At 64.9% G+C, this 12,684-nt stretch carries 9 protein-coding genes and 1 tRNA gene; 7 read left to right on the top strand and 3 right to left on the bottom strand.

Features of this window, described 5'->3' with window-relative positions; translation table 11 throughout:
* Window positions 1-143: 143 nt before the first annotated feature.
* From ACPZMI_RS23550 to ACPZMI_RS23540, 3 genes are read left to right on the top strand one after another with little or no spacing between them, the layout of a single operon-like run.
* Window positions 144-2,387, top strand: a complete 2,244-nt coding sequence (locus tag ACPZMI_RS23550; protein ID WP_426353176.1) for an ATP-binding protein — start codon at window positions 144-146, stop codon at window positions 2,385-2,387.
* Between the two features lie 24 nt (window positions 2,388-2,411).
* The gene (locus ACPZMI_RS23545) at window positions 2,412-2,873 is read left to right on the top strand and encodes a response regulator (RefSeq protein WP_426353175.1); all 462 of its coding nucleotides are present in this window, start codon (window positions 2,412-2,414) and stop codon (window positions 2,871-2,873) included.
* 11 nt (window positions 2,874-2,884) lie between these two features.
* Window positions 2,885-5,272 (top strand): response regulator, encoded by a 2,388-nt coding sequence (locus ACPZMI_RS23540; protein WP_426353174.1) that lies wholly within the window; start codon window positions 2,885-2,887, stop codon window positions 5,270-5,272.
* A 98-nt stretch (window positions 5,273-5,370) separates the two neighbouring features.
* Here the strand turns inward: ACPZMI_RS23540 and ACPZMI_RS23535 are convergent.
* Window positions 5,371-5,445 (bottom strand) — tRNA-Gln (locus ACPZMI_RS23535).
* Window positions 5,446-5,736: 291 nt separating this feature from the next.
* Between ACPZMI_RS23535 and ACPZMI_RS23530 the strand changes: the two genes are divergently transcribed.
* Window positions 5,737-5,979, top strand: a complete 243-nt coding sequence (locus tag ACPZMI_RS23530; RefSeq protein WP_186709228.1) for a hypothetical protein — start codon at window positions 5,737-5,739, stop codon at window positions 5,977-5,979.
* A 109-nt stretch (window positions 5,980-6,088) separates the two neighbouring features.
* Window positions 6,089-7,165 (top strand): cell division protein ZapE, encoded by a 1,077-nt coding sequence (gene zapE, locus ACPZMI_RS23525; protein ID WP_186719640.1) that lies wholly within the window; start codon window positions 6,089-6,091, stop codon window positions 7,163-7,165.
* Between the two features lie 30 nt (window positions 7,166-7,195).
* On the opposite strand, the gene ACPZMI_RS23520 is transcribed toward zapE, so the two are convergent.
* Window positions 7,196-9,085: a propionyl-CoA synthetase gene (locus tag ACPZMI_RS23520; RefSeq protein ID WP_426353173.1), complete on the bottom strand. Its 1,890-nt coding sequence runs from the start codon at window positions 9,083-9,085 to the stop codon at window positions 7,196-7,198.
* A 160-nt stretch (window positions 9,086-9,245) separates the two neighbouring features.
* Between ACPZMI_RS23520 and ACPZMI_RS23515 the strand changes: the two genes are divergently transcribed.
* Together ACPZMI_RS23515 and ACPZMI_RS23510 are read left to right on the top strand one after the other, a co-directional pair.
* A complete protein-coding gene (locus ACPZMI_RS23515; protein WP_426353172.1) occupies window positions 9,246-10,538 on the top strand; it encodes a leucine-rich repeat-containing protein kinase family protein in 1,293 nt (430 codons plus the stop codon).
* A 98-nt stretch (window positions 10,539-10,636) separates the two neighbouring features.
* Window positions 10,637-11,503: a LysR family transcriptional regulator gene (locus ACPZMI_RS23510; RefSeq protein ID WP_426353171.1), complete on the top strand. Its 867-nt coding sequence runs from the start codon at window positions 10,637-10,639 to the stop codon at window positions 11,501-11,503.
* Here ACPZMI_RS23510 and ACPZMI_RS23505 read toward each other — a convergent pair.
* Window positions 11,477-12,634 (bottom strand): HPP family protein, encoded by a 1,158-nt coding sequence (locus ACPZMI_RS23505; RefSeq protein WP_426353170.1) that lies wholly within the window; start codon window positions 12,632-12,634, stop codon window positions 11,477-11,479. The two genes, ACPZMI_RS23510 and ACPZMI_RS23505, sit on opposite strands and share 27 nt — an antisense overlap.
* Window positions 12,635-12,684 lie beyond the last annotated feature (50 nt).

The following is a 12,684-nucleotide window of genomic DNA, read 5'->3' as shown; positions in this document are numbered from 1 at the left end:
CGTCACATAGAACCTCCCCGAGCAATAGCCCTCAAATGGCCATGACCCCGGCGAACATGCTGACTTTCTGATACCTTGCACAGTACACACTTTGTGCCAGACGCCTATGGCCACCGCTTGCGGCCACGACGGGAGAGCTTTTCTTGACCACCGCCCAGAACGCCTTCGATCAAGCCGTGGAACGCTGCGCCCAGGAGCCCATCCAGATTCCAGGCAGCATCCGGCCCCACGGCTTTCTGCTGGTACTCGACGAACAGGATCTGCGCATCCTGCAGGGCAGCGAGAACGCCGAGCGCTGGCTTGGCATCCCCACCCCGGCACTGATCGGCTGCACCCTGCCCGAGCTGATGGATCAAGGCTTCAATGCCCGTCGCCAGTTTGCGCGCCTGCCCCAGGACGAAATCTTTCCCTTCCACATCGGCGACGTGAAACTGCGTGAAGGTGCGCCCTGCGCCGAGCATCTGCGCCTGCTGGTACACCGCCACGACCAGGTATTGATCGCCGAATTCGAGCCCTGTCGCCCGGCCGACTCCCTGAGTGAACACGACGACTACTATCCTCTGGTGCGCGCCTTCGTCAGCAGCCTGCACCAGGCCACGAGCATCGAGGAACTGCTCCAGCAGTCGGTGCTGCAGATCAAGCGCATCACCGGTTTCGGTCGGGTCAAGGCGTATCGCTTCGATGCCGAGGGCAACGGCCAGGTACTCGCCGAAGCTGCCGACCCCGGCTATCCAAGCTACCTGGGGCTGTGCTTTCCGGCCTCGGACATTCCGCGCCAGGCTCGCGAGCTGTACAGGATCAACCGTATCCGCCTGATCGAGGATGCCAACTACCAGGCCTCGCCCTTGATTCCCAGCCACAACCCTCGCACCGGCAAGCCGCTGGACATGAGCTTCGCGGCGCTGCGCAGCGTCTCGCCCGTGCACCTGCAATACATGCGTAACATGGGCACGCTGGCGTCGATGTCGTTGTCGATCATGGTCGATGGCCAGCTCTGGGGCCTGGTGTCCTGCCACCACCAACAGCCGCGTGCCCTGGATTTTCGCACCCGCGCCGCCTGCGAACTGCTGGGCAGCGTGCTGTCGCTGCAGATCGAGTCCCACGAGGCACACAGCGCAACCCGCACCCTGCTCGACTTGCGCCAGCGTATCGTCCACATGCTGTCAGCCATGGCCGACTACGACAGCGTCAGCGAAGGGCTGCTCAGCCTGCCCGACGTGCTGCTGGATTTCGTCGGCGCCAGCGGTGCCGCGATCATCAGCGCCGAACGTTGCGACCTGATCGGCAACGCACCGCCCGAAACATTGGTCAATGAACTGGTGCAATGGCTGTCCAGCCGCGGGGACGATGGCGTGTTCAGCAGCGACAACCTGGGCCGCGACATCCCTGAGCTGCCGGCATTGGCCGAACATGCGGGGGGGCTGTTGGCGGTGGCCATCTCCCAGATCCATTCGCACTATTTGCTGTGGTTCCGTCCCGAGCAGGTGCGCACGGTCAACTGGGCTGGCCAACCGCTCAAGGAGGTCAGCGCCCAGGGCAGCCTCAGCCCACGACACAGTTTCGACAGTTGGCAGGAAGAGGTCAGCGGCTTCTGCGCCGCCTGGAACCCGTTGGTCATCGATGGCGTGGCCGAGCTGCGCACCGCCGTGCTGGGCATCGTGCTGCGCAAGGCCGAGGAACTGGCGCAACTGAGCGGTGAACTGCAGCGCTCGAACAAGGAACTCGAGGCCTTCTCCTACAGCGTCTCCCACGATCTGCGCGCCCCACTGCGGCACATTGCCGGCTACTCCGAACTGCTCAGCGAGGTCGAGGGCGAAGGTCTGTCCGAACGCGGCCAGCGTTTCCTCAAGCACATCGGCGAGGCCGCGCATTTCGCCGGCACACTGGTGGACAACCTGCTCAATTTCTCGCAGATGGGCCGCTCGGCCCTGCGTCTTTCGGATGTCGACCTCAATGCGCTGGTCGACAACATCCGCCTGGAATTCGCCCCGGATTACAGCGGCCGCGAGATTGTCTGGGAGATCGCGCGCCTGCCAAAGGTGATCGCCGATCCTGCCTTCATCAACCTGGTGCTGCAGAACCTGATCGCCAATGCGATCAAATACACCCGCGGGCGCGAGCCTGCACGCATCGAGATCGGTGCACACGAGCACGCAGACCGGATCGAGGTCTTCGTGCGCGACAATGGCGTGGGCTTCGACATGACCTACGCCAGCAAGCTGTTCGGCGTCTTCCAGCGCCTGCACCGCATGGAAGACTTCGAAGGCACCGGCATCGGGCTGGCCAGCGTGCGCCGCATCATCGAGCGGCACGATGGCGAAGTCTGGGCCGAGGGGGAAGTCGACAAGGGCGCCACCTTCCATTTCGCCCTGCCTGTCATCCGTTGAATACCTGAGGTAACCGTACACATCATGCTCAAACCGATCCTGCTGGTCGAAGACAACCCCCGGGACCTGGAACTGACGCTCCTGGCCCTGGAACGCAGCCAGTTGGCCAACGAAGTCATTGTCCTGCGCGATGGCGCCGATGCCCTCGACTACCTGCTGCGGCGCAACGCCTACGCCGAACGCGACGACGGCAACCCGGCGGTGCTGCTGCTCGACCTCAAGCTGCCCAAGGTCGACGGCCTGGAAGTGCTCAAGGAAGTACGCGCCACGCCAGAGCTGCGCAGCATCCCCACCGTCATGCTGACCTCGTCGCGCGAGGAACCCGACCTGCTGCGCGCCTATGAGCTGGGCGTCAACGCCTACGTGGTCAAGCCGGTGGAGTTCAAGGAGTTCGTTGCCGCCATTTCCGACCTCGGGGTGTTCTGGGCCGTGCTCAACGAACCTCCGCCCGGCTCGCTGCGCCTGAACCGGCGTGGCGGCAACTGAAGGCGTCGACGATGCAAACTACCGCGCTGAAACTGCTGATGGTCGAAGACAGTTCGATGGACGCCGAGCTGAGTCTGTTGCGCCTTGAGCGCAGTGGTTTTCAAGTCCAGTCGCGCCTGGTGTTCGACCATGCCGGAGTCGAACACGCTCTGCTCGAGGGCCGCTACGACCTGATCCTGTGCGACTGCGTCCTGCCCGGCTCCTCCGGCACCGAAGTGCTGGCCATCGCCCAGCGCCTGGCACCAGACGTGCCCTTCATCTTCCTTTCCGGCATCTACGGCGAAGAGCACGCCGTGGAGATGATCCGCCTGGGCGCCACCGACTATGTGTTGAAGAAAAACCTGCCGCTGCTGCCCAAGGCCGTGCGCCGGGCACTGACCGAGGTGCAGGAGCGCCAGCGGCGGCGCCGTGCCGAAGAGGCGCTGGCCGATGTCGAAGCACGTGCACGCATTGCCATCGACGCCGCCGGCATGGGCACCTGGGACTACCGCCCGCAGGAAGACCTGCTGCTCTGGGACGACCGCTGCAAGACCCTGTTCGGCCTGCCGGTCGACACCGAGATGAGCCTGGAGGTGTTCTACGCCGGCATCCATCCCGAGGACCTGCCCCATGTCAGCCAGGCCGTGGAGCTGGCGATGCGGCCGGACAGCGACGGCCACTACCGCGCCGAATTCCGCATTACCGCACCCGGCAACCTGGAACCGCACTGGCTGCTGTCCACCGGACAGACGCAGTTTGTCGATGGCCGCTGCGTGCGCTTTTCCGGCGTGCTGCAGGACATCCACCAGCAACGCCTGGCCACCCAGGCGCTCAAGCAGCTCAATGAAATGCTCGGCGAACGGGTCGAGCGCCGCACCCGCGAGCGCGACCGGGCCTGGGAGCTGTCGCAAGACCTGCTCGCGGTGTTGAACAAAGACCTCACGCCAGTAGCGCTGAACCCGGCCTGGGAAGCGGTACTGGGCATCAGCCGCGAACGCCTGAGCCAGACGTCGCTGCTGCACCTGCTACCCGAAGCCGAGCAGGAAGCCTTTCTCGAAGAACTGGCCGCCCTCGCCCACGGGCGCACCAGCGCCCGTTTCATCGGCCGTATCCAGCATGCCGGCGGGCAGCAGCGCTGGCTGTCCTGGGCGGTGGTCCCGGAAGATACGCTGTTGTACGTGGTCGCCCGCGACATCACCAGCGAGCGCGAAGCGGCGCTGGGGCTGGCCGAGGCCAACAGCCGCCTGCGTGACCAGATCGTCGAGCGCGAGCGCATCGAGGCAGCCCTGCAACAGATGCAACGCCTGGAAGCGGTGGGCCAACTCACCGCGGGCGTGGCCCACGACTTCAACAACCTGCTGACCGTGATTCTCACCGGCGCCAGCTTCGTCGAGCGAGACCTCGACAAAGGCGACCTGGTCAGGGCGCGCAGCCGCCTGAAGCATGTGCGCGAAGCCGGCGAACGCGGGGCCAAGCTTACCTCGCAGTTGTTGGCCTTCTCGCGCCGCCAGCGCCTGGAGCCGGTGCCATTGAACCTCAACCGCACCCTGGGCGGCCTCGAGGAACTGCTGAGTCGCACCCTGGGAGGCAATATCTCGGTGCGCCTGGATCTGGACAGCAGCCTCTGGCAGGCACTGACCGACCCGACCCAGACCGAGATGATCATCCTCAACCTGGCGATCAACGCCCGCGACGCCATGCCGGCCGGCGGCCAGTTGACCCTGTCGACTCGCAACATGCAAATCGATACCCTCGCCCAGCGCCCGGAAGACCCCGAGCCTGGCGAGTACGTGATGCTGTCGATTCGCGACACCGGTTGCGGCATGAGCGAAGAGGTGGTGGCCCGGGTCTTCGAACCCTTCTTCACCACCAAGGATATCGGCAAGGGCTCGGGCCTGGGCCTGGCCCAGGTGTTCGGCTTCGCCAAGCAGTCAGGCGGGGGCGTACGCATCGACACGGCGCCCGGGCTCGGCACCCAGGTCAGCGTCTACCTGCCGGCGGTCAAGCGAACCGACCTCGACGAACCGCAGAATCTCGCACAGTCGCAGGGTACATCGCTCAACGGCCATGACCGAGTGGTGCTGCTGGTGGATGACGATCACCTGGTCCGTGACATGATCGGAGACGTGCTGCGCCTGCATGGCTACCAGGTACGCCAGGCCCACAGTGGCGAACAGGCCCTGGCCTTGCTCGACGAGCGCATCGATCTGCTGCTCTCCGACTTTGCCATGCCCGAGTTCAACGGCGCCCAGTTGGCCCACGCCGCGCGCGAGCGCTACCCTCGCCTGCCCGTGGTGTTTCTCACGGGCTACGCCGAACTGGAAGGGCTGGATTTGCCCGGCAGCCTGGTCATACAGAAGCCCGTGCAAGCCGAGGATCTGACCCGGGCACTGAACGATTTGCTGGGGGACGCGGGATAAGCCAGGATGGCGCGCCGTGCGCGCTTCATCTGACCAGCAGACACAAGAAATCGCCAGGCTGGCTTGCAGGCTGGACGCTTGAGATTGCTTGGAAGTAATGGCAGGGGCGGCTGGATTCGAACCAACGCATGGCAGGATCAAAACCTGCTGCCTTACCGCTTGGCGACGCCCCTGTATCGAATTCACTGACAGCTACGTGTGTTGCTGTGCTGGAATGGGCCGCACTTTACCAACATTCTTTTCGACTGGGAACCCCCGAGTTGAAAAAAATTGCCGGAAAACAGCAAGTTAGTGCCCACGCCCACGAGATGATGCCTTCACACCCGTTGCCAGGGACACTGCTCGCCCCTGAAAGCCTCGGCACCGATAACCATCCGTCGGTTTTTTTCCGCCTCGCTTCAACACATGCGCCTTTGCCCATTCCAAGCAATTAACCACCGCTTGCGCATCACAAGGAGGGCGCCATGCCAGTCTCACACGACCTGTATCAGGACCTGCACTACCCACGCGAAATCGTTCAACAACGGCGTCAGCAGGACAAGACGCTGGACCGCCTGCTGGACGACTACATGGACCTCGACAACCAGGTGCTGGCGGCCGAATCGATTTCGGCGGGCAACTTCATGGATGAAGACCTGCGCCATCTCAAGGAAAAGCGCCTGGCCGTCAAGTTCATGATCGAACGGCAGTTGGAGCGCAAAGCCTGATCGGCACGACCTATCGCGTCATGCGATAACGGCGGCGCACATTCTCGACTGGTCAAACGACGCAGGCTCGCGCAAGCTGCGTCTGCCCTCGTCATTCGGAGATGTCGCCTTGTCCGCCTGGATTCAAAACTCTCTGCGCCACCTCGGCCAGCGCCTGCGTGCCTCGCCCCCGGCCGACGCCACGCTGCTGACGCACTTCCAGGGCAAGGCCCACGAACGCGGTTATACCCTGAGCGAAGGCCAACACCGGGTGATCGAGGCCATGGCCACGCAACTCGCCGCCCTCGACCAAGGCCAGGCGCGCAGCCTGTACCTCCATGGCTCGGTCGGTCGAGGCAAGAGCTGGCTGCTCGACGGGTTCTTCCAGGCCGTGCCGACCACCGCAAAACGCCGCCTGCACTTCCATGATTTCTTCGCCCGCCTGCACGAAGGCATGCACCGCCACCGCGCCCTGGACGATGCACTGGGGGCCACCCTGGATGCATTGCTAGGCGATTGCCAGGTGTTGTGCTTCGACGAATTCCACGTCCATGACATTGGCGATGCAATGCTGCTCACCCGCTTGTTCGGTGCACTGTTCGAGCGTGGTGTGTTCTTGCTGGTAACGTCCAACTACGCTCCTGAAGGGCTGCTGCCCAACCCGCTGTATCACGAGCGCTTCCTGCCGGTGATCCGCCTGATCAATGACCGCATGCAGGTGCTGGAAGTGGGCGGTGAAACCGATTTTCGCAGCCTGCCGGCCAATCGCGAGCAGCAGCGCTTTACCCAAGGGCACTATGTCTGGCCGGCCGACACCACGCAGCGCCAGATCCTTGCCGTGCCTGCCGCCCAGGCCCTCACGCTGGAGGTCAATCGCCGCCCGCTGCGTGCGCTGCACAGCCATGGGCGACAGGTGATGTTCGCCTTCGACGACCTGTGCGAGCAGCCCACTGCGGTCATCGACTATCTGGCCCTGGCCGAACGTTTCGACCAATGGATCATCGATGGCCTGGATGACCTGTCAGCCTGTTCACTGGCCGCGCAGCAGCGCTTCGTCAACCTGATCGATGTGCTGTACGACCAGGACAAGTCGCTGCTGGTGCTGGGCAGGCGCAGCCTGGAGCAAAGCCTGGGCGGGGCGATCAACGACCTGATGCGCACCCGCAGCCGGCTAGGGCAACTGCAGCAGATGGGGCCTGCGGCCTGAGGGGGCGCGCCTGCCGTTGGCAGCACAGCCTTAGCCCACCCGCGGCAAGTCCGCCAGCACGCCCTCTATCTCACCCAGGACCGCCGGGTCATCCAGCGTGGACGGTGCCACGTAGTCCATGCCATCGGCAATCTTGCGCAGCACCGCGCGCAGGATCTTGCCCGACCGCGTCTTGGGCAGGCGCTTGACCAGACGCACTCGATTGAAACAGGCCAGCGCCCCGATCTGCTCGCGTACCCTGGCCACCAGTTCGGCCTGCAACTGCTGCTCGGCAATGCCCTGCCCGTCCTTGAGTACCACCAGCGCCAGCGGCACCTGGCCCTTGATCTCGTCGTGCACGCCGATCACCGCGCATTCGGCCACCGCCGGATGCTGCGCCACCAGGTCCTCCATTTCACCGGTAGACAGCCGATGCCCGGAGACGTTGATCACATCATCGGTGCGCCCCATGATGTAGACGAAGCCGTCATCGTCCAGGTAGCCGCCGTCACCGGTGTGGTAATAGCCCGGATAGCTGTGCAGGTAGGCCTGCAGGTAGCGTGGGTGGTCGCCCCAGAGCGTCTGGCTGCAACCTGGCGGTAACGGCAAGGCGATCACGATGGCGCCCTGCTGGTTCGGCCCCAGGGGTCGCCCCTCATCGTCCAGCACCTGCACGTGATAGCCCGGCACTGCGCGATTGCTCGATCCCGGGCGTGCAGCGCTGCCCTCGAGCCCCACGCACGGCGCGGTCACCGGCCAACCGGTCTCGGTCTGCCACCAGTGATCGTGCACAGGTTTGCCACTGACCCGCTCCAGCCACTGGTGGGTGCTGGAGTCGAGTTTCTCGCCGGCAAGGAACAACTGTCGCAGCGAGCCCAGGTCATGACGGCGGATCAGCTCGCCCTCCGGATCTTCCTTGCGGATCGCACGCATGGCGGTCGGTGCGCAGAACAGTGCATTGACCTTGTACTGTTCGACCACCCGCCAGTACGCCGAGGCATCCGGGGTGCGAATCGGCTTGCCTTCGTAGAACACCGTGGTGCAGCCGCTCATCAGCGGCCCGTAGACGATCAGCGAATGGCCGACCACCCAGCCCACGTCGGAAATCCCCCACCACACATCGCCCGCCTGCATGCCATAGACGTGACGCATGGCGTAGTACAGCGCGACCGCATTGCCGCCATTCTCACGCACGATACCCTTGGGTTTTCCGGTGGTGCCGGAGGTGTACATGATGTACAGCGGGTCGCCTGCGTCCAGCTCGACCGGTGCCACCGGCTCGGCGTCGGCCACCGCCGCCTGCCAATCCAGGTCGCGCCCAGGCTGCAACTGCGCGCGGGCCTGGGGACGTTGCAGCACCAGCACATGCCGGGGTTGGTGCCGGGCCAACTGCAGGGCGCGATCGACCAGCGGTTTGTATTCGATCACCCGGTCGAACTCCAGGCCACAGGACGCGGTGAGCAGCAGGGTCGGACGCGCATCGTCGATACGCAGGGCCAATTCGTTGGCGGCAAAACCGCCGAACACCACCGAGTGCACCGCGCCGATCCGCGCGCAGGCCAGCATGGCCATGGCCGCCTGCGGCACCATGGGCATGTAGATGATCACCCCATCGCCCTTGCCCACGCCGAGCGCGCGCAGCAGACCGGCCAGGCGCGCGACCTCGTCGCGCAACTGAAGGTAGGTGAAGGTCTGCGCGGCGCCGGTCACGGGCGAATCATAGATCAGCGCCAACTGCTCGCCGCGGCCTTGCTCGATCTGATGGTCCAGGGCCAGGTAGCTGCTGTTCAGGCGCCCGTCAGCGAACCAGCGGTGGGTGCCGTCCTGGTTTTCCTGCAGGGTGAGGGTGGGTTTGCGGTGCCAGGCGAGCTCCTCGGCCTGGGCTTGCCAGAAGCTGGCGGGGTCGGTGATGGAATGCGCATAGCTGTGCTGATAGGTCATTGGTTCGCAACCCGGTACTTGTTGTTATTGAAGGGCGAGCCTTGAGTATGGACCGGCATTGCAGCCCTGCCATCGGACTTAAGTCGCAACCCTTGTGCAGATTTGCAATGGCCTGGCGCACCTCTAGAATGGCGGTCTTTCCAAGCCATAAGCGCGCACCATGCACAGCCTCGAAGACCTCAAAGCCGGCCGACTCCAAGGCATCACCCGCCTTGACCTGTGCGAAGGCCTGACCGACTTCCCGCCAGAGATCTTCACCCTCGCCGACACACTCGAGGTGCTCAACCTGACCGGCAACGCCCTGAGCGCCTTGCCCGATGACCTGCACCGACTGACCCGGCTGAAAGTGCTGTTCTGCTCGGATAACCGCTTCACCCACCTGCCCCACGGCATCGGCCGCTGCGCGCGCCTGGAAACCGTGGGATTCAAAAGCAACCGCATCAGCCAGGTCGATGCGCAGGCGCTACCCGCCAGCCTGCGCTCGCTGGTACTGACCGACAACCTGCTCGAAACCCTGCCGCAGCAGATTGGCGACTGCCCCCATCTGCAGAAGCTGATGCTCGCCGGCAACCGCCTGACCGATCTGCCTGCCAGCCTCGCCCGCTGCGAACGCCTGGAACTGCTGCGCGTCGCCAGCAACCGCCTGACGGCCCTGCCCGACTGGCTGCTGCGCATGCCGCGGTTGGCGTGGCTGGCCTATGCCGACAACCCGCTGCCCCAGGCGCTGCGCACGCCCATGGCAGAATCCAGCGGCCAGCGTATCGACTGGGCGGACCTCACACTGGGTGAAGAACTCGGGCGTGGCGCCTCGGGCGTGATTCACCTGGCGCATTGGCCCGCCCAGCAGGCGTCGGTGGCGGTCAAGCTGTACAAAGGCGAGATCACCAGCGATGGCTCGCCCCTGGCAGAGATGAGCGCCTGCCTGGCAGCCGGGGACCACCCGCAACTGGTGCGGCTGCTCGGGCGCATCGACAACCACCCTCAGCAACGCCCTGCACTGGTGATGCAACGGATAGACCCAAGCTGGTTCAACCTTGCCGGCCCACCGAGCCTGGACAGTTGCACCCGTGACCGCTACCCGGCAGAGCGCCATTTCAGCCTGAACGCCGTGCAGCATCTGCTGGCCGGTATCGCTTCGGTGGCCGCGCACCTGCATGCACGGGGCCTGAACCACGGCGACCTGTATGCCCACAACATCCTCTGCGCAGCGGACGGTGACTGCCTGCTCGGGGACTTCGGCGCGGCGTCGTTCCACTCGCTGGCTGCAGGCGCGGCTGGCGAGGCCATCGAGCGCCTGGAGGTTCGCGCCTTCGGCATTCTCATCGACGAACTGCTGGACCGCTGCGAAGAAGACGAGACCCGACTGCGCGCCCTGGCCGAGCACTGCCAGCAAGCGGATGTACAGCGACGCCCGGCGTTCGCACAGGTGCTCGAGGCGCTGCACAGGCATTGAGGGTACGCTGGGGCGCCCAGCCCCCCTGGACCATTTACCCGCCCCAATCCAGTGCAAAGCCCCTAGAATGGCTCACTACCCCCACAGCCGAGCACTCAATGGACATCGATCAGGCCCGTACTTTCCTGGAAATCGTGCGCTGCGGCAGCCTGGTGGCCGCCGCCGAGCGCCTGTTCGTCTCACAGACCGCCATTTCGGCGCGGGTGCAGCGCCTGGAACAACAACTCGGCTGTCAGCTGTTCGTGCGCAGCCGCAACGGCGCCAGCTTGACCGGCGACGGCGAGGCCTTCGTCACCTACGCCAACCAACTGGTACAGACCTGGGAAGCGGCACGCCGTGACCTGCCGCTGCCACAAGGCTGCCAGAAGGTGCTGCACCTGGGGGGCGAGGTGAGCCTGGGCAATCCGCTGATGCTCGATTGGGTCAGCGCGCTGCATCGGGCCCTGCCCGACCAGGCGATCCGCAGCGAATTGAGCGAGGGCGAGGCGTTGTTGCGCAAGGTAGAGATGGGCTTGCTGGATGCGGCGCTGGTCTATCAACCGACCTACGGCCCAGGGTTGCAGATCGAACAGTTGATGGAAGAAAAGCTGATTCGCATCCGTCGCGTCGATCTGCCCGAGCCGTACATCTATATCGACTGGGGCGAAGCCTTCCGACGCCAGCACGACGCGGCCCTGCCCCACTGCGCGCGGCCGGCGCTGAGCTTCAACCTAGGCCCCCTGGCGCTGCAGTTCATCCTCGACCAGGGCGGTAGCGGCTATTTCCGTACCCGTGTGGTGCAGGCCTATCTGGATAGTGGCGTGTTGGAGCGCGTGCCACAGGCGCCGGAGTTCACCTACCCGACATTCCTGGTCTATGCCCGCGAGCGTGACAGCGAAGCGCTGCAGCAGGCGCTCGCGGTGCTGCGCCGTCAGGTGGCCGACGGCGCCAGCGACTGGTCACAACGCTGGGACCCGCTGGCCTGAGCGCTGCGTTGCCGCGTTGAGCAGATGACGTTTCAGGCCGGCGATAAGGTCGGTCTGGGTGATCACTCCTACCAGTTGCTCGCCGTCCAGCACCGGCAAGCAATGCAACCCGTGCTCGCTGAGCAGCGGCAGCAGGCGCTCCAATGGATGCTCGCTTCCCACGCTGACCACTTGGCGGCTCATGACCTGTGCCATGCGTGTCGACGGGCGACGGAACAGGCCTCGCCAACTGAAACGCCCCCGTGCCATGGCCGGGCCGACCAGATCGCTGAGGCTGACGATACCGACCAGACGCCCGTGCTCCAGCACCGGAAGCGTCTTCAGGTGATGGCTGGCGAGCATCTTCCAGGCCTGTTCCAGGGTCGTGTCCGGCGAGGCGAACTGTACGTCGCGGGACATCACCGCAGCCGCCGTGATCCCGCCCAGGCTGCGCTGCAGGGCGTGCTGCTCGGTGGCCAGGATGATACGTTCGAGCTCATCGCGGGTGACGTCGACGAACTCGCCCAGCTCCTCCAGTGCCAGATCCAGGTCTTCTCCACTGATGCCGACGCGTGCACTGGGCAGTGGATCATGGGTGTGATGCGGGTCTTTGCGCGGTACTGCGCCCTTGGGGTAACGCACGCCGGTCAGGCGATTGTAGAGCACCGCCACCGCCACCAGGATCAACGCGTTGAGCAGCACCGGCTCGAGCAAATGGTCGCCCATTGCTACCAGCCCAGGGTCAGCCAGCACCACGCTGGCCGCCACGCCGCCGCCCGGAGGATGCAGGCAACGCAACCAGCACATCAACAGCAGCGAGCCCCCCAGGGCCGCTGCGGCTACCCAGAGCTCGCTGCCCAGGCCCTGGCGCATCGCCAGCCCGAGGATCCCGGCCAGGGCATAGCTGCCGAGTACCGGCCAGGGCTGCGCCAGTGGGCCGGAATGCACGGCGAACACCAGTACCGCCGAGGCGGCCAGCGGGCCAAGCAGGTGCAAGGCGATGAAGGGGCCGTAGGCCATGCTGCACAGCCATCCGGCGAGGAACAGGCCCAGCAGCGCGCCGACAGCGGCACGCAGCCATTCCCGTGGAGAAGTATTCAAAGGCGCCGGCAACAGGCGCTGCAGACGGTTTTCAGGACGCGAGGCAGGCATCGAATCAGGTGCAATCGTACTGGGTGATTTAAAAAAGAAAGCCCAGCCGA

The organism is Pseudomonas wayambapalatensis, assembly GCF_049942315.1.
GTDB lineage: Bacteria > Pseudomonadota > Gammaproteobacteria > Pseudomonadales > Pseudomonadaceae > Aquipseudomonas > Aquipseudomonas wayambapalatensis.
The sequence above is the reverse complement of the archived record's forward strand: the minus strand, read 5'-3'. Positions and strand labels throughout refer to the sequence as shown.